The sequence below is a fragment of the Ideonella sp. genome, from assembly GCF_036277275.1.
Taxonomy (GTDB): domain Bacteria; phylum Pseudomonadota; class Gammaproteobacteria; order Burkholderiales; family Burkholderiaceae_C; genus Ideonella.
Genome location: NZ_DASUNH010000034.1, coordinates 1 through 21,594, shown reverse-complemented (window position 1 = coordinate 21,594; position 21,594 = coordinate 1). Strand labels below are relative to the sequence as shown.

General features: G+C 64.3%; 17 protein-coding genes. 9 read left to right on the top strand and 8 right to left on the bottom strand.

Features of this window, described 5'->3' with window-relative positions:
• The first annotated feature begins 56 nt into the window (after positions 1-56).
• From VFY73_RS07355 to nhaD, 5 genes are all read left to right on the top strand, one after another.
• Positions 57-503 carry a GatB/YqeY domain-containing protein gene (locus VFY73_RS07355; protein WP_329717278.1) on the top strand — a complete coding sequence of 149 codons (447 nt, stop codon included), beginning with the start codon at positions 57-59 and terminating at the stop codon, positions 501-503.
• Positions 504-517: 14 nt separating this feature from the next.
• Positions 518-868, top strand: a complete 351-nt coding sequence (locus tag VFY73_RS07350) for a TIGR01244 family sulfur transferase (RefSeq protein ID WP_329717277.1) — start codon at positions 518-520, stop codon at positions 866-868.
• Between the two features lie 148 nt (positions 869-1,016).
• A complete protein-coding gene (locus tag VFY73_RS07345) occupies positions 1,017-1,616 on the top strand; it encodes a TRAP transporter small permease subunit (RefSeq protein ID WP_329717276.1) in 600 nt (199 codons plus the stop codon).
• Complete coding sequence (locus VFY73_RS07340; protein WP_329717275.1) at positions 1,616-3,376, top strand: TRAP transporter large permease; 1,761 nt, start codon at positions 1,616-1,618, stop codon at positions 3,374-3,376. The genes VFY73_RS07345 and VFY73_RS07340 overlap by 1 nt, the downstream gene beginning before the upstream one ends.
• Before the next feature lie 5 nt (positions 3,377-3,381).
• Positions 3,382-4,656, top strand: a complete 1,275-nt coding sequence (gene nhaD / locus VFY73_RS07335) for a sodium:proton antiporter NhaD (protein WP_329717274.1) — start codon at positions 3,382-3,384, stop codon at positions 4,654-4,656.
• A 67-nt stretch (positions 4,657-4,723) separates the two neighbouring features.
• On the opposite strand, the gene VFY73_RS07330 is transcribed toward nhaD, so the two are convergent.
• Complete coding sequence (locus VFY73_RS07330) at positions 4,724-5,806, bottom strand: TRAP transporter substrate-binding protein (RefSeq protein WP_329717273.1); 1,083 nt, start codon at positions 5,804-5,806, stop codon at positions 4,724-4,726.
• Between the two features lie 470 nt (positions 5,807-6,276).
• Positions 6,277-7,650 (bottom strand): metalloprotease PmbA, encoded by a 1,374-nt coding sequence (gene pmbA, locus VFY73_RS07325; protein WP_329717272.1) that lies wholly within the window; start codon positions 7,648-7,650, stop codon positions 6,277-6,279.
• Positions 7,651-7,788: 138 nt separating this feature from the next.
• Here pmbA and yjgA point away from each other — a divergent pair, with 138 nt between their 5' ends.
• Together yjgA and mog are read left to right on the top strand one after the other, a co-directional pair.
• Positions 7,789-8,391: a ribosome biogenesis factor YjgA gene (gene yjgA / locus VFY73_RS07320; RefSeq protein ID WP_329717271.1), complete on the top strand. Its 603-nt coding sequence runs from the start codon at positions 7,789-7,791 to the stop codon at positions 8,389-8,391.
• On the top strand, positions 8,384-8,974 hold the full coding sequence (mog, locus tag VFY73_RS07315) for a molybdopterin adenylyltransferase (protein ID WP_329717270.1): 591 nt from the start codon (positions 8,384-8,386) through the stop codon (positions 8,972-8,974). The genes yjgA and mog overlap by 8 nt, the downstream gene beginning before the upstream one ends.
• Positions 8,975-9,016: 42 nt before the next feature.
• Here mog and cysE read toward each other — a convergent pair whose 3' ends face one another.
• Both cysE and VFY73_RS07305 read right to left on the bottom strand, forming a co-directional pair.
• Complete coding sequence (gene cysE, locus VFY73_RS07310) at positions 9,017-9,796, bottom strand: serine O-acetyltransferase (RefSeq protein WP_329717269.1); 780 nt, start codon at positions 9,794-9,796, stop codon at positions 9,017-9,019.
• A gap of 51 nt (positions 9,797-9,847) precedes the next feature.
• Positions 9,848-10,561 (bottom strand): RNA methyltransferase, encoded by a 714-nt coding sequence (locus VFY73_RS07305; RefSeq protein ID WP_329717268.1) that lies wholly within the window; start codon positions 10,559-10,561, stop codon positions 9,848-9,850.
• Between the two features lie 180 nt (positions 10,562-10,741).
• Here VFY73_RS07305 and VFY73_RS07300 point away from each other — a divergent pair, with 180 nt between their 5' ends.
• Entirely contained in the window at positions 10,742-11,668 is a 927-nt protein-coding gene (locus tag VFY73_RS07300; protein ID WP_329717267.1) for an inositol monophosphatase family protein, read from the top strand.
• Between the two features lie 566 nt (positions 11,669-12,234).
• Here VFY73_RS07300 and VFY73_RS07295 read toward each other — a convergent pair.
• A complete protein-coding gene (locus tag VFY73_RS07295; protein WP_329717266.1) occupies positions 12,235-13,689 on the bottom strand; it encodes an IS5 family transposase in 1,455 nt (484 codons plus the stop codon).
• Positions 13,690-14,573: 884 nt separating this feature from the next.
• On the opposite strand from VFY73_RS07295, the gene VFY73_RS07290 reads away from it, so the two are divergent.
• Positions 14,574-14,852, top strand: coding sequence for a hypothetical protein (locus VFY73_RS07290; RefSeq protein WP_329717265.1), 279 nt, complete (start codon positions 14,574-14,576; stop codon positions 14,850-14,852).
• On the opposite strand, the gene VFY73_RS07285 is transcribed toward VFY73_RS07290, so the two are convergent.
• From VFY73_RS07285 to VFY73_RS07275, 3 genes are all read right to left on the bottom strand, one after another.
• Positions 14,827-15,597: a hypothetical protein gene (locus tag VFY73_RS07285; protein WP_329717264.1), complete on the bottom strand. Its 771-nt coding sequence runs from the start codon at positions 15,595-15,597 to the stop codon at positions 14,827-14,829. The genes VFY73_RS07290 and VFY73_RS07285 overlap by 26 nt on opposite strands.
• 1,168 nt (positions 15,598-16,765) lie before the next feature.
• Complete coding sequence (locus VFY73_RS07280; RefSeq protein ID WP_329717263.1) at positions 16,766-17,011, bottom strand: hypothetical protein; 246 nt, start codon at positions 17,009-17,011, stop codon at positions 16,766-16,768.
• Positions 16,999-21,234, bottom strand: a complete 4,236-nt coding sequence (locus VFY73_RS07275; RefSeq protein ID WP_329717262.1) for an RHS repeat-associated core domain-containing protein — start codon at positions 21,232-21,234, stop codon at positions 16,999-17,001. The genes VFY73_RS07280 and VFY73_RS07275 overlap by 13 nt, the downstream gene beginning before the upstream one ends.
• Positions 21,235-21,594: the final 360 nt, after the last annotated feature.

Sequence of the window (21,594 nt, the reverse complement as noted above, 5' to 3'; positions counted from 1 at the left end):
GCATTTTGACCGGGTACGACACTGACGTTGTTCGAGTTTGAAGCTGGGAGACTTTGATGACCCTGAAAGAACGCATCACCGAAGACATGAAGGCCGCCATGCGCGCCAAGGAAGCCGACCGCCTGTCGACCATCCGCATGCTGCTGGCCGCCTGCAAGCAGCGAGAAGTCGATGAGCGCATCGAACTCGATGACGCGGCCGTCGTCGGCATCGTCGACAAGCTGATCAAGCAGCGCAAGGATTCGATCGCCGCCTTCCAACAGGCTGGCCGCACCGACCTGGCCGACAAGGAAAGCGCCGAAGTCGCCGTGCTGACCGCCTACCTGCCCCAGCGCCTGTCCGGCGACGAGATCAATGCCGAGATCGCCGCGCTGGTGGCCGAGCTGGGCGCCGCCGGACCGGGCGACATGGGCAAGGTGATGGGCGCGGCCAAAGCGAAGCTGGCGGGCAAGGCCGACATGGGCCTGGTCTCGGCCGCCGTCAAGCTAGCCCTGTCGAAGTAAGCCTGGAGCCCGACATGCAAACCCCTTTGCCCATTCGCCAAGTGGCCGATGACGTCTGCGTCGCCCCGCAACTGGATCCGGCCGCGATGGCCGAACTGGCCCGCCTGGGTTTTCGCAGCGTCGTGAACAACCGGCCCGACTTCGAGCATGGCCCCGACCAGCCGACCAGTGCCGCGATCGAGGATGCCGCTCGCGCCGCCGGCCTCGAGTACCGCTTCCTGCCAGTCAACGGCGGCTACCAGTCGCCCGAAGAGATCGCCGCCTTTGCCAAGCTGCTGGCCGACTTGCCCAAGCCAATGCTGGCCTTCTGCCGCTCGGGCGCGCGTTCGACGAAGCTGTTCGTCTCGGCATCCAGCCAGGGTTGACCCGAGGACGCGTTTCAGCGTTCTTTCAGGGCCAGACTCCTACAGTCGCGCCAGCCCTTCTGCGCCAAGTGCGGGTTACACCGCGCCTGGGCCCACCCGGCCCTCTCGCAGAATCGGCATACCGTTCGCGATCCTGCAGGAGACACCTTTGGCCCCCTTATTGCGCCTTTCGGCCTGGATAGACTCGCTCAACGAGGCTGTCGGCAAATTCATCCGTTGGCTGGTGCTGGCAGCGGTGCTCATCAGCGCCGGCAATGCCATCGTCCGCAAGCTGTTCAACTACAGCTCGAACTCGTTCCTCGAGATCCAGTGGTATCTGTTCGCCGGCGTGTTCATGCTGGGTGTGGGTTACGTCTTCCTGCACAACGGACACGTGCGCATCGATTTCATCTCGGCGCGGCTGTCTGCCCGCACCAACGCAGCCATCGATTCCATCGGCATCGTCGTGTTCACCATCCCGCTGGCCATCATCATGATGAGCCTGGGCTGGCCGTTGTTCCACAACGCCTGGGTCTCGGGCGAGATGAGCCAGAACGCCGGCGGCCTGATCCGCTGGCCGGTGCTGGCGCTGATCCCGCTGGGTTTCCTGATCTTGCTGGTGCAGTCGCTCTCCGAACTGATCAAACGCGTGGCCTTTCTCACCGGCCACCGTGACCAGCCCTTTACCGACGTACATGCCAAGTCGGCAGAAGAAGAACTCGCAGAAGAACTCGCCGCAAGCGCGGCCAAGCTGAGGGAGAGCCGCTGATGGGCCAGTTCATCGCCGAAAACTTCGTTCCGCTGATGTTCAGCGGTCTCCTGGTCTTCCTTCTGACCGGCATTCCGGTCGCCTTCGGGCTGGCCGCCACCGGCCTGCTGTTCGGCTTCATTGGCATGGAGGCCGGCCTGTTCGGCTCCACCCTCTTCCAGGCGCTGCCCCTGCGGGTGTTCGGCATCATGCAGAACGACACCCTGCTCGCGATTCCCTTCTTCACCTTCATGGGCATCATCCTGGAGCGTTCGGGAATGGCCGAGGATCTTCTCGAAACCGTGGGCCAGGTGTTCGGCCCCGTGCGGGGCGGCCTGGCGATCGCGGTGATCCTGGTCGGTGCGCTGCTTGCGGCAACCACCGGTGTCGTGGCCGCGGCGGTCATCTCGATGGGCCTGATCTCGCTGCCCATCATGCTGCGCTACGGCTACAACCGGACCATTGCCACGGGCACCATCACCGCGTCAGGCACGCTGGCACAGGCGATTCCACCGTCGCTGGTGCTGATCGTGCTGGCTGACCAGATGGGCCGCTCGGTCGGCGACATGTACGCCGGCGCGTTGATCCCCGGCCTGTTGCTGGTGGCGCTGTACATCGGCTTCGTGGTGGTCGTGGCCATCGTCAAGCCACAGTGGGTGCCGGCCCTGCCGGCGGAAGCGCGTATCTACCGCGAGTCCAACGGGGCCAGCGGCCACCGGTCCTTGCTGGTGCTGCTGACGTTGTGCGCTGCTGCCGGATGGGCCTGGTCGCAGATCCACGGCCAGGTGATCAACGCCTGGCTCGATCGCCAGACCCCCGCACCGGGCGACGAGGTGCTGATCATGTCGATGACGGTGTCGTCGCTGCTGGCCCTGGCGCTCGCGCTGGTCAACCGCGCGCTGAAGCTGGGCCTTTTGTCGCGGCTGGCTGAGCGGGTGACCTTCGTCCTGATCCCGCCGCTGGTGCTGATCTTCCTCGTGCTGGGCACGATCTTTCTCGGCATCGCCACGCCGACGGAAGGCGGCGCCATGGGCGCGCTGGGTGCGCTGCTGATGGCCGCCAGCCGGCGGCAGATCAACCTCAAGCTGCTGAACCAGGCGCTGGAGAACACCGCCAAGCTGGCCACGTTCGTGCTTTTCATCCTGATCGGCTCGACGGTGTTCAGCTTCACCTTCAACGCCGCTGACGGCCACATCTGGGTCGAGCACCTGTTCGCCCAGCTTCCGGGCGGCGCACTGGGCTTCCTGATCGTCGTCAACTTGCTGGTGTTCATCCTCGGCTGCTTCATCGACTTCTTCGAGATCGCGTTCATCGTGCTCCCGCTGCTGGTGCCGGTGGCCGAGAAGCTGCTGCCTGCAATGCTGCCCGGCGTGCCACCCGATGCGGTGATGGTGTGGTTCGGCGTCATCATCGCGATGAACCTGCAGACCTCGTTCCTCACGCCTCCATTCGGCTTCGCGCTGTTCTACCTGCGCAGCGTCGCACCGAAGGCCGACTACAAAGACCGCGTCACCGGCGAGACGATTCCCGCCGTGACCACGCCGCAGATCTACAAAGGCTCGATCGCCTTCATCGTGCTTCAGGTAATCATGGTGGCTGCTGTCATCATGGTGCCCGCGATGGTGGTGGGCGGCATCGGCGAGACGACGAAGGTCGATGCGGACAAGGCTTTCGAGCAGATGATGCAGCAGAGCCAACCCGAGGCTGAGCCGACAGCGGCCGACCCCGCGGCCAGCGACGCCTTCGACCCGATGCAAGGTTTCGGCGAGCCGAAGAAGTGACCGCGATGCTGACCGCGATCATCGTCGTCTTCGTCGTCGCTTACCTCGCCATCGCGCTCGAGCACCCGCTGGGCATCAACAAGTCGGCCTCGGCGCTGATCGGCGCCGGCCTGCTGTGGACGATCTACGCGGTGTCCACGGGCGACGCGCACCGCGTGGGCGAGGAACTGGGCGAGACCCTCACGGGAACCGCCCAGATCGTCTTCTTCCTGATGGGCGCGATGACCATCGTCGAGGTCATCGACGCCCACAACGGCTTCGAGGTCATCACCGCGCGCATCCGCACCACCAAGCTCGCCAGCCTGATGTGGCTGGTCGGCGTGGTCACCTTCTTCCTCAGCTCGATCCTGGACAACCTGACCACCACGATCGTGATGGTCTCGCTGATGCGCAAGTTGCTGCACCGACAGGAAGACCGGCTCTTCTTCGCCGGCATCATCGTCATCGCTGCGAATGCAGGAGGGGCGTGGTCCCCGATCGGCGACGTCACCACGACGATGCTGTGGATCGGCGGGCAAGTGACCAGCCTGGCGATCATGAAGGCACTCATCCTGCCTTCGCTGGTGTGCCTCGTCGTGCCGCTCGGGGTGACTGCATTCCTGCTGCGCGGCCGCCCCGTCGTCAGCCCGCCTCGCGACGCCACCGACACCGACCGGCAGACGACGGCGTTCGAGCGCAACCTGATGTTCTTCCTCGGCCTCGCGATTCTGGTGGCCGTGCCGGCATTCAAGACCGTCACCCACCTGCCCCCGTTCATGGGGATCCTGTTCGGCCTCGGCCTGCTCTGGCTGGTGGGCGACCTGGTGCATCGCCACAAGGAAGGTGACGACAAGGACCGCCTGACGCTGGTGCATGCGCTGAGCCGGATCGACATGGCCTCGATCGTGTTCTTCATCGGCATCTTGCTGGCGGTGGCGACACTGGAGCACACGCACCTGCTGACATCGCTTGCCACGTGGCTGAACCAGACCATCGGCCGGTTGGACCTGATCGTCATGAGCATCGGCCTGGCCAGTGCGGTGGTCGACAACGTGCCCCTGGTGGCCGCATCGATGGGGATGTACAGCCTGGCCGACTATCCGCCAGATCATTTCATCTGGGAGTTCCTGGCCTACTGCGCGGGAACCGGCGGGTCGATCCTGATCATTGGCTCGGCAGCCGGCGTGGCCGCCATGGGCCTGGAGCGAATCAGCTTCGGCTGGTACGTCAGGCACATCAGCGGCCTGGCGCTGCTGGGCTACCTGGCCGGTGCGGCCGTCTACCTCGTCGAGTTCGCCTAGGCCCAGCCAAAAGAAAAGGAGCGCGGCTCGCGCCGCGCTCCTTGTCGATGACGACAGGGTCTGCCGTTCAGAGCTTCTGCTGCTGCATGAAGTCGTCGAAGCCGGCTTCGGCGAATCGGAACCAGAGGTTCTGGTCACGGCGGAAGTTGGCGAAGTCTTCGTAGATCTTCTTCCAGTTCGGGTTCTTGCCCGACAACTCGCTGTACAGCGCCATCGACTCCTTGAAGGCGGCGTCCATCAGGTCCTTCGGGAAGCGCACGAGCTTGGTGCCCGACCCGACCAACTGCTTCAGCGCCGGCGGGTTCTTCGCGTCGTAATCGGCCTGCATGTCGCTGTGAGCGACGGCCGATGCGCATTCGATGATGGCCTTGTACTCCGCCGACAGGCCGTCGTAGGCCTTGGTGTTGACGTAGAAGTCGAGCTGCGGGCCACCTTCCCACCAGCCGGGGTAGTTGTAGAAGCCGGCCACCTTGTTGAAGCCCAGCTTCTGGTCGTCGTACGGGCCGACCCATTCGGCCGCGTCGATCGTGCCCTTTTCCAGTGCCGAGTAGATTTCGCCGCCCGGGATGTTCTGCGGCACGCCGCCGATGCGCTCCCAGACCTTGCCGCCGAAGCCGCCCATGCGGAACTTCAAGCCCTTGGCATCGGCCAGCGTCTTCACTTCCTTACGGAACCAGCCGCCCATCTGCGAGCCGGTATTGCCGCCGAGGAAGTTGACGATGTTGTAGTTGCGGTAGAACTCGCGCATCAGCTTCAGGCCGTTGCCCTGCAGCATCCACGCGGTCATCTGGCGGCTGTTCATGCCGAACGGGATGGCGCAGCCCAGCGCAAAGGTCTCGTCCTTGCCGAAGAAGTAGTACGGTGCGGTGTGGGCCATCTCGACCGTGCCGTTCTGCACACCGTCGACCACGCCGAACGGAGGCATCAGTTCACCACCGGCATGCACGGTGATCTCGAACTTGCCGCCCGACAGCTCCTTGACCTTCTTCGCAAACACGTCGGCCGCGCCGAAGATGGTGTCCAACGACTTCGGGAAGCTGGAGGCCAGACGCCAGCGGATGTTGGCCTGCGCATGCACGATGGCCGGCGCGGTACCCGCGGCCAACACGCCGGCCAAGCCGGCGCCACGAACAAAGGAACGACGTTCCATGGTCAAGAGTCTCCTGTTGCGATGGGAACAAACAATCAGACGCGGCAAATTCTAGGAGGGGGCCCCCAGGCCACGTGCGGGGATTACCCGCGCGCAACCTGGACGCGGCCCCACCGCCACCACGATCCGCGGACGATGATCGCGGGCCGAAGCTTGCAAGCGGCTGAAATTCGGGAAGGTACTTAGGACCCCCACGCCCCTCCCGGGGCTGCCCCCCGAGGGGGCTCGCGCGGCGGACCGGCGAAGCCGGATCCGCGCACGCCACTTGGGGTGGGCGGCGCTTCGCGCGCCCCGATAACAAGCCGTCGTCGCGCGATTTCGCGGACGAACAGCCACCCGCTGTGGAACGAACGCCTTGGCCATGCTCCACGTCGCCAGGCCGCAAGCCGGTGCCCCTGGGGCGATTTCTCAATGAGCCCCTGGGGTACCGGCTTGCGGCCCCCGCACAGACCGACGCAGTTGAACCTGCGTTAGCTCCCCGCCAGCTTCATCTTGTCGATCAGCACCGAGCCGATCGTCTTTGCGCCCATGTTGTACGCATCGGCGCCGACCGCGGAGATGCCCTTGAGCATGTCGCGCAGGTTGCTGGCGATGGTGATCTCGTGCACCGGAAAGGCGATCTTGCCGCCCTCGACCCAGAAGCCGGCCGCGCCGCGCGAGTAATCGCCGGTCACGTAGTTCACGCCCTGCCCCATCAACTCGGTGACGAACAGCCCGCGGTGCAGCTTGCGCAGCATCTGCTCCAGGTGGTCGCCCGGCTGGGTGAGCCGGCTGGTCAGGCGCAGGTTCTGCGAACCGCCGGCGTGTCCGGTGGTTTTCAGGCCCAGCTTGCGTGCCGAGTAGCTCGACAGGAAGTAGCCCTGCACCACCCCGGCCGTCACCACCTGCCGCGGCTTGGTGCGCACGCCTTCATCGTCGAACGGCGCACTGCCCTTGCCGCGGCGCTGGTGCGGGTCTTCGGTGATGTCGATGTGCTCCGGCCAGATCGTCTGGCCCAGACTGTCTTGCAGAAAGCTGGCCTTGCGGTAGAGCGAGCCGCCGCTGGTGCCCTGCACGAAAGCGCCCAGCAGGCCCGCCGCGACCGTCGATTCGAACAGCACCGGCACCTCGCAGGTCTTGACCTTGCGCGACTTCAGGCGCGACAGCGCGCGCTCGGCGGCGTAACGGCCCACCGCCTCGGGCGCCGCCAGCTCGAGCGCGTCGCGCATCGAGGTGTACCAGTAGTCCCGCTGCATGTCGTTGCCCTTGCCGGCGATCGGCGACACCGACAGCGAATGGCGCGAGCTGGCGTAGCCGCCGCGAAAGCCGCGGCTGTTGCCCGACCAGAAGTGCGACTGCTGGGCCGAGACCGAGCCGCCTTCGGAGTTGGTGATGCGCTTGTCGACCGACAACGCAGCCTCTTCGGCCCGGCGCGCCAGCTCGGCAGCGGTTTCGGCGTTCAGCGCCCAGGGGTGGAACAGGTCGAGATCCTGCGCCACTTCGGCGGCGGTGGCCAGGTCTTCAGCGTCGGGCAGGCCAGCGGCCGGGTCTTCCGCGGTGAAGCGGGCGATGTCGTAGGCGGCTCTCACCGTTTGCGCCAACGCGGCAGCGGAAAAGTCCGAGGTGCTCGCATTGCCGCGGCGCTGGCCGAGGTAGACCGACACGCCGACCGACTTGTCGCGGTTGCGCTCGACATGCTCGACTTCGCCCTTGCGCACCGACACGCTGATGCCGCTGCCTTCGCTCACCTCGACCCCCGCATCGCTGGTGCCGAGCTCGCGCGCCATGCCGAGCACGTCCTCGACGATCTGCTGGAACTGTTCGCGGCTGTAGGCAAAGCCCGTGCGGGCAGCGGTTGGGGTCATCTTGTTGGCTCGAAGCTGGAAGTGCAAAACCCGCCGGTTCGACCCCTGGACTGCCCAGGGCGCCCCGGGCGGGCGACGCGTTGAATTGCGGGACAATCATAGCGAGCCTCATCAACCCCAACACGTCGCCGATCCCTCATGCGCCGAGCGCCCCAAGACAACGACAACAACCTGCCCGAGCCCGACGACGACGCAGACGACGCCGGTCGGCCCAGCAAGTCGGCGCTCAAGCGCCAGATGCACAGCCTGCAGTCCCTGGGGCAGGAGCTGTCCGAGCTGCCCGCGTCGCGGGTGGCCAAGCTGGGCTTGCCCGAGGCGCTGCTCGATGCGCTGGCCGAGTACCGCCGCATTCGCTCGCACGAAGGCCGGCGGCGCCAGCTGCAGTTCATCGGCAAGCTGATGCGCCAGACCGACGAGGCCCCGATCCGCGAGGCCGTGGCCGCCGCCAAGCTGGGCAGCGCCAAGGAAACCCTGGCCCTGCACGAAGCCGAGCGCTGGCGCGAAGAGCTGCTGGCCAGCGACGACGCGATCACCCGGTGGCTCAACAACTTCCCCGAGACCGACGCGCAGCAGTTGCGCAGCCTCGTGCGCGCCGCCCGCAAAGACGCCAAGGCCGAAGCCGTCGAGCAACGCCACGGCCGCAGCTACCGCGAGATGTTCCAGTTGATCAAGACCGCCCTGGCAGCGACTTCGGCGTCGCAGCCCGACGACGGCGAACAAGGAGAGGACGACGATGAGTGACACCAACACCAGCTTCGAGCCGGTACGCATCGGCCTGGTCTCGATCAGCGACCGCGCGTCGAGCGGCATCTACGAAGACAAGGGCATTCCGGCGCTACAGGCCTGGCTGGGCCGCGCGCTGCGCAACCCGGTGCAGTGGGAGCCGCGCCTGATCCCCGACGAGCAGGCGCAGATCAGTGCCACGCTGGTCGAGCTGGTCGACCAAGCCGGCTGCGACCTGGTGCTGACCACCGGCGGCACCGGCCCGGCGCCGCGCGATGTGACGCCGGAAGCAACGCTGGCCGTGGCCGACCGCGAGATGCCCGGTTTTGGCGAGCAGATGCGCGCGATCAGCCTGCGCTTCGTGCCGACCGCGATCCTGTCGCGTCAGGTGGCGGTGATCCGCGGCAAGGCGCTGATCATCAACCTGCCAGGGCAGCCGAAATCGATCGCCGAGACGCTGGAAGGGCTGCCCAACGCCAGCCCACCGGCGGCCGGCATCTTCGCCTCCGTGCCTTACTGCATCGACCTGATCGGGGGCCCGTACCTCGAGACCGACCCCGAGGTCTGCGACGCGTTTCGTCCGAAGGCGGCGCGACGCTGATCCCTGCGGCGCCGGCCGGCGCTGCCCCGCCGCCGACTTGCGCTACTTGACGAGGCGGTTCAGCCGTTCGGCGTCGAAGTTCTCGGTGGTGTGCGCGTCCTGCGGCACACACTCCTCGTTCGGCAGCTCGCGCGCACGGGCCGAGAGCTTCTCGATCGCCTGCCACAGCAACGCGATCTGGTGCTCGTGCGAACCGGCGTTGTCGATCAGGCCTTTCATCGCCTGCGCGACCGGGTCGTCACCGTTCGTCACGCCATAGGCCGAGAAGCCCATCTTCGCCGCCGTGACCTCGCGCGCGGCGTCCACCTCGGCAGCGATGATGCGCGCCGGGTTGCCGACCGCCGTGGCCCCTGCCGGCACGGGCTTGGTCACCACCGCGCCTGAACCAACACGAGCGCCGGCCCCGACGGTGAAGCCACCCAGCACGGCCGCATTGGCGCCGACGATCACGCCGGCCTCCAGCGTCGGGTGGCGCTTGGCGCCCTTGACGAGTGAGGTGCCGCCGAGCGTGACGCCCTGGTAGATCGTGCAGCCGTCGCCGACCTCGGCCATCTCGCCGATGACGATGCCCATGCCGTGGTCGATGAAGACGCGCCGGCCCATCGTGGCACCGGGGTGGATCTCGATGCCGGTCAGCCAGCGGCTGACGTGCGAGATGAAGCGACCCAGCCACTTCAGCCCGTGCGTCCAGCACCAGTGGGCGCGGCGGTGCATGAACAACGCGTGCAGGCCCGGGTAACAGGTCAAAACCTCCCAGGTCGTGCGAGCCGCGGGGTCGCGCTCGAGGATGCAGGCGATGTCTTCGCGCAAGCGTCCGAACATGGGCGTCCGATCTGGTGGGTTAGTTGCGGGACGAATGAGTTTATCTGGCGCTCAACTCCGCTCACCGCCTGGGGCTTTGGCCGCCCGCTGCATGGCGGACGCGATGCCCCGCAGAATGTGAACCTCCTCGGCGGTCAGCGCGGCGCGGTTGGCCAGTTGGTTCAGGCGCGGCACCAGCTTCTTCGGTGCCGCTGGGTCGAGAAAGCCGATCTCGACCAGCGCCTGCTGCCAATGCGCCAGCAGCCCCTGCACCGCGGCGCCATCGGCCCAGATCACCGGTGGCGTGCGCGCTTCGACGGCGAAGCCGCCCAGGGCCTGGCGCCACTCGTAGGCCAGCACCTGCACCGCCTGGGCGAGGTTCAGCGAGCCGTAGGCCGGGTCGGTGGGGATGCTCAGGGCAGCGTGACAACGGTAGACGTCGTCGTTGGCCATGCCAAACCGCTCGCCGCCGAAGACGAAGGCGACGCGGTGGCCTTCGCAGGCCAGCGTCGCGAAACGCTCGCGCGGCGCGAAAGTCGGCGGGCCGAAGTCGCGCGGTGTCATCGCGGTGGCGCAGGCGTAGTCGACGCCGTCCAAGGCTTCGGCCAGGCTGCCTGCGATGCGCGCAGCGGCCAGCACATCGGTCGCGCCGCTGGCCATCGCCAGCGTTTCCTCGCGGGTCAGCACGTCATTGAAACGCGGTGCGACCAGCACCAGGTCTGAAAAACCCATCACCTTCATCGCACGAGCCGCTGAGCCCACGTTGCCGGGGTGGCTCGTGTGCATCAGCACGAATCGTGTGGTGTCGGGGCGGGTTGGCACTGGCGAGTCGGGCATGGGCGGCTAAAATCTGGGGCTTCGCGTGGATTGTCCGGCCTGCACCCAGGCTGGCCCCGTCCCGCCCCGCTCTTTTCCTCCGCCAGCCCGGTTCCCCGCTCCCGCTCGTCCAGCTTTTTCAGGTCGCCCATGTCGCAATCCATCCATCCCATGCTGAACATCGCCGTCAAGGCGGCCCGCACCGCGGGGGCGATCATCAACCGGGCATCGCTGGATGTCGACCTGCTCACGGTCACCGCGAAGAGCGCCAACGATTTCGTCACCGAGGTCGACCATGCGGCCGAGGCCGCGATCATCGAGACGATCCTCACCGCCTACCCGGGCCATGCCATCCTGGCCGAGGAATCGGGCCGCACCCACGGCGCCAAGCACAGCGATTTCCTGTGGATCATCGATCCGCTGGACGGCACCACCAACTTCATCCACGGCTTGCCGGTCTACTGCATCTCGATCGCGCTGTCGTTCCGAGGCAAGATCGAGCAGGCTGTCGTCTATGACCCGACGCGCAACGACCTGTTCATGGCCTCCAAGGGCCGTGGCGCCTTCCTGAACGACAAACGCCTGCGTGTTTCCAAGCGCACCCGCCTGGGCGACGCGCTGATCGGCACCGGCTTCCCCTTCCGCAAGGGCGACAACTTCCAGCGCTACCTGAAGATGTTCGAGGCCGTCGCGCCGCACTGCGCCGGCCTGCGCCGCCCCGGCTCCGCCGCGCTCGACCTGTGCTACGTGGCCGCCGGCTGGTACGACGGCTTCTTCGAAACCGGCCTGAACCCGTGGGACGTGGCCGCCGGCTCGCTGATGATCACCGAGGCCGGCGGCCTGATCGGCAACTTCACGGGCGAGGCCGATTTCCTGCACCAGCGCGAGGTCGTCGCCGGCTCGCCGAAGGTCTACGGCCAGCTGGTGCAGCTGCTGGCGCCCTTCACCCGCGTGATCAAGGAAGACGAGCCGGCCGCCCCGCCGCCGCCCGTGGCCACCGCCCCGGCAGAGCGCAAACCGGTGCGCCTGCGCAAGAAAGACGTGCAAGCCGAAGCAGGCGACGAGCAAGCCGACTGACGCCTTTGCCACGACACCGCCGATGAAGAACGAGAACCTGCCGGTGCAGGACTTCAGCGCCCATACGCCGATGATGCAGCAGTACAGGCAGAATCGGGCTGCAGGCCGCATGAATGCTAGGTTTCTGCCATTTGGTGTCTAAGACTCTTCTCGGCTGATCGCGCGACTTTCACCTGGGAAGGTGGTTCGTTGATCGGTGAGTTTTAGACAGGCTCGTTGCACGCCCTCGCCTGACAGCGACAGCGCGTCTCGCGCCGGGCATCCGCAGGGCCATGCGGCCACCGTCAGGATGACGCGGTAGTCCTCTGTGATCTCGCTGGTGCGCCTCAGCTCGGGCAAGACGGCCGCGACTCGGTCGTCGACGCCGCTCATGTGCCTTTCGCCGGCGTCGAGGCAATCCTTGAATCCTTGATGGACAGGAACGGCTGAGCGCGCTGTTGCGCTCTCGCAGGTCCTTGGCGGTCGCCAGTTGGTAGCCGCCGTGCGGCAGAGGGTTCAATAGTCGGCCCTGCAAAATTCCCTTCCCGCTCATCGACCAAGCTCGACGCAGTGTGAGGTTGTCCTGGTCAGGCTGGCGCAGGACGGCGAGGAGCGCTCTGTGAGGCGCATATGGCCGAGGCCAGCGACAGTGCCGCGGTCAACAGACGCAAGAAAGCCGGCCTGATGCCCAGACGGGCAATCGCGCGCAGCAGCCAGCGCAGGTTGTAGCCGGCGGCGCAGCTGATCGCATGCATCGCATCGCCCAGCGCACCTTGCAGCCAGCAGCGGTCCAGGCGGTGATCGGACTTCAGGTGCCCGATCGCCGGCTCGACCGCCTGGCGTCGGCGCAGCCAGCCCTTTTGCTGCGGACTCAGGCTGTTGAACTTGCCCCGATGAATGATCTGCACGCCGGGGTTGTCCGCATCGACGCCGCGGAACCCCAGGTCGACCACGACCTGCTCGAGCTTGAGGGCATGGTCTTGCAAGAGGTTCGTCGCTTGCTCGAGCGCGGCGCTCAGGATGTGGCCGTCGTAGGGGTTGCCGGGGAAGGTGCGAGCGCCCAGCATCAGGCCGTGCTTGTGCGAGACCACCACGGCGCTCTTGACGCCGAACTCGTAGGGCTTGCGGGCCTTGCCCTTGGCCAGGCACTCGACTTCCGGCGCATGCAGCGCGTACAGCTTGTTCTTGTCGTTGCGCTGCTGCGTGCGGATGCGCTCGGCGCGCTGCAGCCACATCAGCAGGTCGCTCACCGCTTTGGGGTGAGTGGGGCAGAAGTCCGGCGCGTCGAGCTTGCGCTGTACCTCGCGGATCACGATGCCCAGGATCGTGCGCTGGCGCTTTACGACCTTGCGCAGGCGGCGGAACTGCTTGGCATGCGCGTAGCCGCCGGCCCGCCGACGCAGTTCCTTGCCCTCCTTGGCAAAGGTCTGCTTGAGCGCAATGCCGGCGCGCTTGGCGGCGCTGGCCACCTTGTGTCGCGCGATCTCCAGCAGGCGGCTGTCCACGGGATGCGCGATGGCCTTCTCTTGTACCGTGGTGTCGACGATCACGCGCTGCAGGTCCTTGGGCTTGAGCGCCTGGATGGCCAGCGCCGTGTCGATCGTGGCCTTGAGCAGCAACTCCAGGCCGTCCTCGCCCAGGTCGCGCCGGAAGCGCCCGATCTGCGTGGCGTCGCATGGCAGCCGGTGCTCGTAGTAGTCCATGCCGCTGAAGAACTGCCACAGCACGTTCTCACTCCAGCGTTGGCAGACCTCCTCGTCGCTCGAGTTGAAGCTGTGCTTGAGGTACATCAGGCTGGCCATCAGGCGAAGCGCCAACCTGGGGCGACCGGCGTTGCTGGTGCCCGCACCAACTGTCACCAGCGTGGGGCCGAACATATCGCCGCCTTCGAGCACTTGGCCCGCGTGAACCTGACGCTCGAACTTGGACGCCAGCGCCGCCTCGATCTGCGCCCATGGCAACCGGGTTGCCAGCACCGCCAGCGGATCACTCAGGTTGATCATCGCGTCGATGCGTGCGCGGAAAAAGTCGGCCGTCTGCATCCTCGAATCCCCCAGAAATCGTGCTCGTTCGGAGCTGAACTCGAGAGAAATCGCCAGCAAGATTCACGCCGAAAAGCGAGCATTCATGCGGGCCGCAGCCGTTTTGCAGGGCCAACTCAATAGCTCACCTGCACTGCAGTGCGCCGCGGGTCAGTAACGATAACTCGTTATCCGCACGGCTATCCCTGACCAGGCCCCGATCGCGCGGCCGGAGACACCGTTCGGCCCTCTGGGCGGACAGCGGCACCAAAATCCGGACGGCCTCGGGAAACACATAACTTTCCTAACCGTCTCTGAGTGAGGTTCGAAAACTCTTTGTGAAACAACCACTTAGCGAAGAACCTTCAAGGTTTTCGAGACCAAACATCGGTTCTCCGACAAACCCTTATGAATCAACGACTTACGAACGAGGTTAGGAAGGAGTTAGGTCAGATTAAGGTTTGAAACCTAACCAAAAATTCGCTTTACGCATCTATAACTTAGCTCACTCTTTCAGCGCAGATTTGGAACGTTATGTTCTTCCCGAGCGCTTCCTGAAATTGGTGGTGACCTGCCCCGCCGCGCGCGATTGCCGGCGCAGCGCCACATTCCGTCGTAACGCGTCGCCTCTCGCCCTGCTTGGCGTGCTGCGCCCACGGGGAGCGCCGATCGTTCGACAGTGCCGTCGCAACCGACACACGAAGCGGCCGGGCGGGGCGGGGTCCCGAGCGCGCGCTGAGGATCACGGCCTGAAAGTCAGACTGAACGGCCGCTGCACAACGCAGACACCGCATGGATATTGGAGTTGCGAGCGACTGCCGACGGTGGAATTTGCAAACCTGCGCGAGGTTCGAATGAACCCCGAAGCTGGCTGAAGAGCCATCGAGCTAGTCGCTGATGCGTCGATGTCGGCGACCTTGAGCACCTCGTCGATGGTCGGGCCGGCCCACTCGGCCACCGGAGTCCATTCCGAGCCGGTCTTCAGCTTCTTCGTTGGCAGTTTCAGCAGCTCGGTAGCTCGCGGTCGCCTTGTCGTTGAAGCGCTTGATCTTGCCGGTCACGGCCAGCATCGCGCCAGTCGGGCATTCGGCGCTGTCGACGTGAGCCGGCTGCAGCCAGATGCGGTGGCCAGCAGCATCGCGGCAACGTTTCTCGTCCTCATGGCGCTTTCAACACTCGCGTGACCCCGTCGTCGACGGCCTGCTTGATCATGCGTTGCAGGGCGTCCGACTTGTCCGCCGTCGACATGCCCTTCCATGCCGATTCAGCCGTCAATGCACCGGAAAACATCTCCGACGCGAGCACGATATCTTCCCGGGCCGTGCGGGCAGTCGCCAGCTCGATGAGCTGGACCTTCAACGCGGCGTACGGTCCCACGAAGCCTCGGCGGAACTCGCCGGTCCTGTATTGCAATCGAGCCTCTTCGTCGACATAGAAGCCCACGCCGTAGACCCGGCCAACTCCTTTGTATCCTTCCGCCAGTGGAAAGCGTGCGGTATCCCGATGCCTCGTGATCAGCAGCAGATGGGAGGCCTTCGAATCCGCGACCACGCCTTTTAGCTTGGTCAATAGCTTACCTAGGTCCACCGTGCCATCTTCGGCGCCCAATTCGTCATAGATCTTGGGGTCTCGCGTCACGTACAACTCGATGCTCGCGTTTGCCTCGTGCTGCTTGATCGCGGCGGCTGCGGCCTGAACGGCCACCACTTCCAGGCCGTCGTCGCTGGTCGGGAAGGAATTGCGAAGATTCCGATCCAACCGGCTGCCGGTGGTCATTTGCGGCGCGACCATGAAGATCTTGTCAGCCGACAAGGACATCACCGCGTAGCTGCGAGCCGACTGCGCCGCGGCGGGGGCGCAAGTCACTGCGGTCAGCGCGAAGCCGAGCAGCAGGGCAACGCGGCGGGGATTGAAGGCAAGTTTCCTCAAGTTGATCCTCCCAGGGCGTGCGCACTGTCAGGGCAGGCAGTGCGCGACACGGGTTATTGACGAGTGATTCGACAGTATCAGTTGACGAGCGAATGTCTTCAACCGGCTGGGTCGCGGGGACCTCCGCACCGAGGTCAGGATCGGCCGCTGACCTGCTGAGCGCCTCGGGCCGTCCCAGGTGGTCGTTGTGGCTCGCGTTGATTTGGCGTCGCGCACGATGCCCAACAATTCGCCGCCAAGCCACACATAGGTCGTGCTATTGGCTTCAGCGCATTGAAGTCGTAGTCATCCTTGCGTTGAGCGCCCCTATCTACCACAGCCCGTTCAAAGCCATGCTGCCAGGTGACGCAGCTGGAAGCTAGCGAGGTAGCCCAGCACTGTAGGTCGCCTCAACAACCGACAGCACACCGAATGCAAAGTGATTCACAAGTTCATCTGTCAGGAACTCCAGACCGCGGCTTCGGCAACCTCCCCTTGATGGTAAGTTCGGCAATATCGCTCAAGCAGTCCACACAAACGGGCGTTAACTGACGCGTGAAGAGCTTGCTTCGCAGATACTGGCTCAATAGCAGGCGCTGGCACACACCACACTTGCCCCCTTCTTCAGGCAAGAACTCTTGGCCACTCTTTGCGCAAACAAGCGGGGTCGTCGTCATGGCAGCTCTCTCTTTTGCGCTCACCTTCCCATCTACAGCGCACGGTAAGCTATTCGCAGAATCGCGCGACGTCACCGTCAATTGGTGCGATGTAGAGTGATTCGGCTTTAACTGCCAAAATTTCATGCCGCCTGTCTTCTGGTCGGCATACTTTTATGACAAGTCGGCGCCTTATTTCCTGAATAGTTGCTTCGCGCTGATATATTGAGCCGTCATTGAAGCCTACGGCATGATATGACTGCTTGACGTGTTCATAGACAAGATAGATGGAAACCAGCCATGCCGCAAGAAGAAGGAGCACGGTCAAGTACGCGCTTCGTGGCCAATTTATGATTTTCTCCTAGCAGGCTGCTGAAATACGGTTTGGCGTCGTCTGCGTAGCGGGCATCGACCGCCCAGAACGCGTTGCATGCGCTTTTTTTGGGATTGGGCAAGGGGTCACGCACCCTGTGAAGTCGGCGAAATCGGTCGGTCGAAGAAGGTATTTCAGCAGCCTGCTAAGGCATCCTTACTTACGTCACATCATCGTCTTCGCTGCGATCAAACACGCCGTAGAGACGAAAGAGCGGAAGCAGGGCGACCAATACCACCGAGAGCCCAAGCACGAACCCGCCGAACTTTTCTATCGTCGGCGCCCATCCGGGCACGGCATCCATCAGCGCGTTGAGCAGTTCTCGACCGACGAAAGCGACAGCCAATCCAAGCACCACTAGGCCTGTGGCCCGCAAACCTTTGGGTACGTCGTTCAGCGGCCGCATGTGCAGTCCCCGAACGCAGCGTTGGCCTTGTCCATCAACCACTCCGCACCGGCGCTTGTCGCTGCTCCTACCACGCCGCCCTTGACACCTCGAACTATGGGGCCAGCTACCGCACTCCAACTTCTCGGGCTGAGCCTTCCCATACGACTTGCCGGGCTGAGAATCCCCTCGTATACACCGCCTACGACTCCTCCCACCAGCCCCGCCGCAACGCCTCCGTCAGACTCTGACAGAAATCCGCCGACAGCACCCGCAATTGCCCCGCCAGGCGACATGGCCGCAGCTCCGCCAAGGGCTGCGCCCGAAACCGATGCCCCGGCTGCAGAACCGCCAAAGTAGGTAACGCCGCCAGCCAAAACGCCAGCACCAAGCGCGGCGGGAAGCGGAACTCCGGTGGCGGCCGCGCCCACGGCAGTCCCCAAACCCTCCGAAATGGCGGACTTCGTATTCTTGTCAATGCAGAACAAGCCGAAAGGGTCAGCATTCAAGAGAGGATTGCCTCCAACATATTCGTAGGTGTTGATACCTCCAGCAAGCCCGATGGGATCTGATTGAAGATACCGCCCAGTCTGCGCATCATAGAAGCGATGCCAGTTGTTCCACAAGCCACTCTCGCTGTCGAAGTACTGACCCGGAAAGCCCACATTCAGTCCACCGACGCTGTCGGTCACGACGGTGCGATCGAACGCCGCATTCTTGGCACGCAAGACCACCGCCTTGGTGCTGCTAGTCAGCACCTCCGGACGGCCCAGGTGGTCGTTGTGGCTGGCGCGGAACTGGTTGTCCCGCACGATGCCGAGCAGTTCGCCGCCCAGCCACACGTAGGCCGTGCTCTTGGCGCCGTACTCAGCCAGCAGTTGTCCACCCGCCGTTTGCACAAAGTGCGTGCTACCAGGGTTGGCCTTCACTGCGCGCTGGTTCAGAGCATTGATGCCGTAGTCACCCTTGAGTTGGCCGCTGATCCACAGCCCCGTCATGCGGCCCAAGCCGTCATAGCCATAGACCCGGTTGCCATCTGATCGCGTTTCCGCATTCACGTTGCCATTGGCGTCGTAGCCGAACGTGCGGTTCACCGCGCCGTTGTAGCTGACCAGCTGGTTGCTGGTAGTGTCGAACGTGATGCCATAGGTCACGCCCGCTCGGCTGTGGCTGATGCGATTGCCCACTTCGTCCAACTCGAAGCTTTGTGAATCGCCGGTGCGGGTGACGGACTGCAGCCGGTCGCTTGCATCGTAGGTGTAGGCCGCATCGTAGGCGCTGACGATGTTGTCGTCGACGCGGCGAATGGTGTCAGTGGCGTTCCACGTGTAGCTCAAGGAATGCGCGCTCGGGCTTTCGAGTCGGCTGACCCGGCCATCGGTGTCCAGCGTGACCAAGCGAACCAGGCCATTGCCGTAGCGCCATGCGTACGGGCGCCCGGTGGCAGGCTGGTACAGGAAGCTGTCGGCCAGTCGAATCCACTGGTTGCCGATCCAACCGTCGATGTTGGTCAACCGGCCCGCCGTGTCCCAGTCGTAGTCCAGCTTCAGCCCAGTCGGATAGGTGAGGGTCTGGAGCCGGCTTAGCGAGTCGTAGTCCCAAGTTGTCGTGTAGCTGACGCCGTCGATGACGCTCGTTTGAGCGACCAGCGCGCCGGCTGCGTTGTAAGTGAACGTCGTGCTGCCTGTGGCGTCAGTGATGCGGGTCAGGTGGCCCTTGCCATAGGTGCCTTCGTCGTAGTGGTACGTCTCAGTCAGGCTGCCCACGGAGCGTGAGGTCACGCGTCCCAAGGCGTCATGGGTGTACTCGATGTACTGGCCGTCGGCGCGCTTTTCAGTCAGTGGTCGGCCGGCGATGTCGTAGGTGAAGGTGGTCAGTCCCGTGTCGGGACTGCTGCGGGTCAGTACCCTGCCCCAGCCGTCGTAGGTGAAGCCGGTGCTCAGGTTGCGCGAGTCCTTCACGCTGCCCAGGCGACCTTCCTTGTCATAGACGTAGTCGACGATGCCCGTGTCGGGTTGGATCAGCTTGTCCAGCCGATTCTGCGCGTCGTACTCGTACTTCGTCGTGCGGCCTTCCACATCGGTGCGGGTGAGCACGTTGCCGTTCCCATCGCGCGTGACCGTCAATTGTTGGCCGTTGTTGCCTTTCACGATCCAGGTACGCCCCTGGCTGTCGAGCACTGTCTTGGACACGAACTCGCCGCCGCTCGTCGCCACCGGCACCCCGCTACTCAGCGTCGGCACGTGACGGCTTGATTTCCAGGCAACTGTGTTGGTAGCCTTGTCCCAGCTGCGGGTGGAGAAACCGTGCGCGTCGCCCATCTCCTTCAGGTTGCCGGCCGCGTCGTAACGTCGGCGCTGCGCGCTCCCGTCCGCATGGACCACGTCGGTCAATTGCCGATCGTGGTTGAAGGTGAAGCTCGTCGTCCGGGGCCCGGTCTCGAGGTTCACCGTCGCTGTCGAGAGATTGCCCTTGTCGTCGTACACGTAGTCGGTGATGACGTCGTTGATGCTCTGGTGCCGGCCGGGTTGCCCTCGACCGTTGTAGTTGCTCCAGCGTTCGGTCTGGTTCAGAGCATTGGTGAACGAGGTCAGGTTGCCCAGCGTGCTGTAGCGCCAGATGCTCGATGCCGTGGTGCCCGGCAAGTCGTAGGTCACCGTTCGCGTGGCCATCACGCCGTTGGCATGGAAGGTGTAGATGTAGCTGGTCTTGTGCACCTTCCCGGTCTTGAGGTCCCGCCGGGTTTCGCTCAGCAGCTTCCCGCGCTCAAGACCGGTGGCGTGGTACGCATAGTCCACCTGGGCAAAGGCAGCACCGGCCGAGTCCTTGAACTGCGTCCTGGTGATGTCGTCACCCACCCAGGTGTGGCTTTGCGTCGCGGCGGCCAACGTGCCCGCGGCCGTGGTCACATCCGTCAGCCTGCCGGCGCTGTCGTAGGTGTAGTCGGTCTTCTTGTTGTTCCAGTCGAGCTTGTAGTCGACGTAGCCGTTGGCATCGTAGTAGGTCTTGGCGGTGGCCGCGGGGCAACTGGTCGTGCCCGGCACAGAGATGGAGGAAGGGCGCAGGTTGCCTGACAGGTTGCTGAACAGATGCGTGGCCACTGTGCCCTTGGCCGAGGTCACCACCGTCTTGTTGGTGCTGTAGACGAAGGTGTCAAGTTCTTCGCCTCCCGTCAGGCCGCTCGATTTGACGCGTTGATCAGCGTGGTAGTCGTAGGTGCTGTACCGAACGTTGTTGATCGAGATGCCCGTCAGAAGCCACCAGGCGACGCTACTTTCGTAGTGATACTTCCGGACGTCTGCGGACGAGCCCGGTGAGGTCACCGTCGACAGCATGCCTCGGGTGTCGTACGTGTAATTCCAGATCTTGCCCGCAGGGTCCTTGACAGTGGTGACGCTGCCGTTGACCCGGGTGAACTCGACGGTACGACCGCCAGCGTCGGTCACCTTCTCCAGTTGCTTGAGGTTGTTGTGCTGAAAGCTCAGCAACGTGACGCCGCCTCGGTTGTAGATTCGCTGAATCACGCCGGTGCCGTCGTACTGGTAGCCATGGCTCGATTTGCTCAGCGAGAAGCCATTCGCATAAGAGCCGCGGATCGAGCCTGCCTTCAAGTTCCCACCGACGGTGTAGGTGCCGTCTTCGCCCCTCGCGTAGATGTACTTCGCGCCGTCTTGATCGGCGAAGGTCAGCGACATCGGCGCCACGCAGTTGCCGATCTCCGGATCGCGATAGCAGCCCGAGAAGAGCAAGACGGGATAGTCCAGCGACGAGTGCCAGTTCCGCCCAAACAGGTTGCCCTCGGCCTGCTTGCTGCGATACGTCCGCGTCAGCGAGAGGCCGTAGCTGCCGGCGGACACGAAGTCCACATCAGTCTTGATCTTTTCGCCGGTTGCGATGACCACAGGGTTTTCGGTGGTCGCGCCACACTCGTCGACGTTGGAGTTGTCTGCTGACGGAGGGTCTTCGAGTGCGCCCGGCTTCTCGCGTGGCACCCCGTCACGGCCTTCAAAGCCGACGGAAGGCCCTATGACTTGAACGCTGGAGTCGTAGCCAAAGATGTTCGCGGGATCACGCACGGCGCCCAGCGGAGTCGATGAGACGAACTGCGGCGGGGTCTCGAACGTGGTCCAAACTGGCGGATCGAAAGTGCCGTTGTTGATCGACGCCATCGCGGAGCAAGCGCCAAGCCCTAAGCAAAGCGCTGCGAAAAAGCGCCGGGGTGACGCTCGGAAAAAGCCATTCATGGGAACCTCCCTGTCAACCTGGTCTTTTGATCGCAGGCTGGCGCGCCAGTGGAGATTCCCGCTACCGACTCAACAAATCGGGGGTTCGATCACCAACTCTTTGGAAAAACTTGGGCGCCACAACCTGCACGGAGACTTCAGCTACTGCTATTTGTTTGTAGCAGAACAGTTGTCCGGCTTCTTCCTAGTGTTAGGGGGCTCGAAGTGGGGATAGCCTATTCTTACTGTGTCACAAGAGTAGCTTTGCGCTTGCTCTGCCGCAGCAGGGGCACTGCCCGAGGCGTGCGATCAGGGTGTAGCTGAGCCGGTGCCGTAGTGTCGTGATCGAGTGATCCACGTGCCGCTGCGCGCGCAGGGCTG

Bases quoted from the DNA above. Each gene is read 5' to 3' on its own strand.
- VFY73_RS07355 (WP_329717278.1), top strand. From the start codon at position 57: ATGACCCTGAAAGAACGCATCACCGAAGACATGAAGGCCGCCATGCGC.
- VFY73_RS07350 (WP_329717277.1), top strand. From the start codon at position 518: ATGCAAACCCCTTTGCCCATTCGCCAAGTGGCCGATGACGTCTGCGTC.
- VFY73_RS07340 (WP_329717275.1), top strand. From the start codon at position 1,616: ATGGGCCAGTTCATCGCCGAAAACTTCGTTCCGCTGATGTTCAGCGGT.
- nhaD (WP_329717274.1), top strand. From the start codon at position 3,382: ATGCTGACCGCGATCATCGTCGTCTTCGTCGTCGCTTACCTCGCCATC.
- VFY73_RS07330 (WP_329717273.1), bottom strand. From the start codon at position 5,806: ATGGAACGTCGTTCCTTTGTTCGTGGCGCCGGCTTGGCCGGCGTGTTG.
- pmbA (WP_329717272.1), bottom strand. From the start codon at position 7,650: ATGACCCCAACCGCTGCCCGCACGGGCTTTGCCTACAGCCGCGAACAG.
- yjgA (WP_329717271.1), top strand. From the start codon at position 7,789: ATGCGCCGAGCGCCCCAAGACAACGACAACAACCTGCCCGAGCCCGAC.
- mog (WP_329717270.1), top strand. From the start codon at position 8,384: ATGAGTGACACCAACACCAGCTTCGAGCCGGTACGCATCGGCCTGGTC.
- cysE (WP_329717269.1), bottom strand. From the start codon at position 9,796: ATGTTCGGACGCTTGCGCGAAGACATCGCCTGCATCCTCGAGCGCGAC.
- VFY73_RS07305 (WP_329717268.1), bottom strand. From the start codon at position 10,561: ATGCACACGAGCCACCCCGGCAACGTGGGCTCAGCGGCTCGTGCGATG.
- VFY73_RS07300 (WP_329717267.1), top strand. From the start codon at position 10,742: ATGTCGCAATCCATCCATCCCATGCTGAACATCGCCGTCAAGGCGGCC.
- VFY73_RS07295 (WP_329717266.1), bottom strand. From the start codon at position 13,689: ATGCAGACGGCCGACTTTTTCCGCGCACGCATCGACGCGATGATCAAC.
- VFY73_RS07290 (WP_329717265.1), top strand. From the start codon at position 14,574: ATGTCGGCGACCTTGAGCACCTCGTCGATGGTCGGGCCGGCCCACTCG.
- VFY73_RS07280 (WP_329717263.1), bottom strand. From the start codon at position 17,011: ATGCGGCCGCTGAACGACGTACCCAAAGGTTTGCGGGCCACAGGCCTA.
- VFY73_RS07275 (WP_329717262.1), bottom strand. From the start codon at position 21,234: ATGAATGGCTTTTTCCGAGCGTCACCCCGGCGCTTTTTCGCAGCGCTT.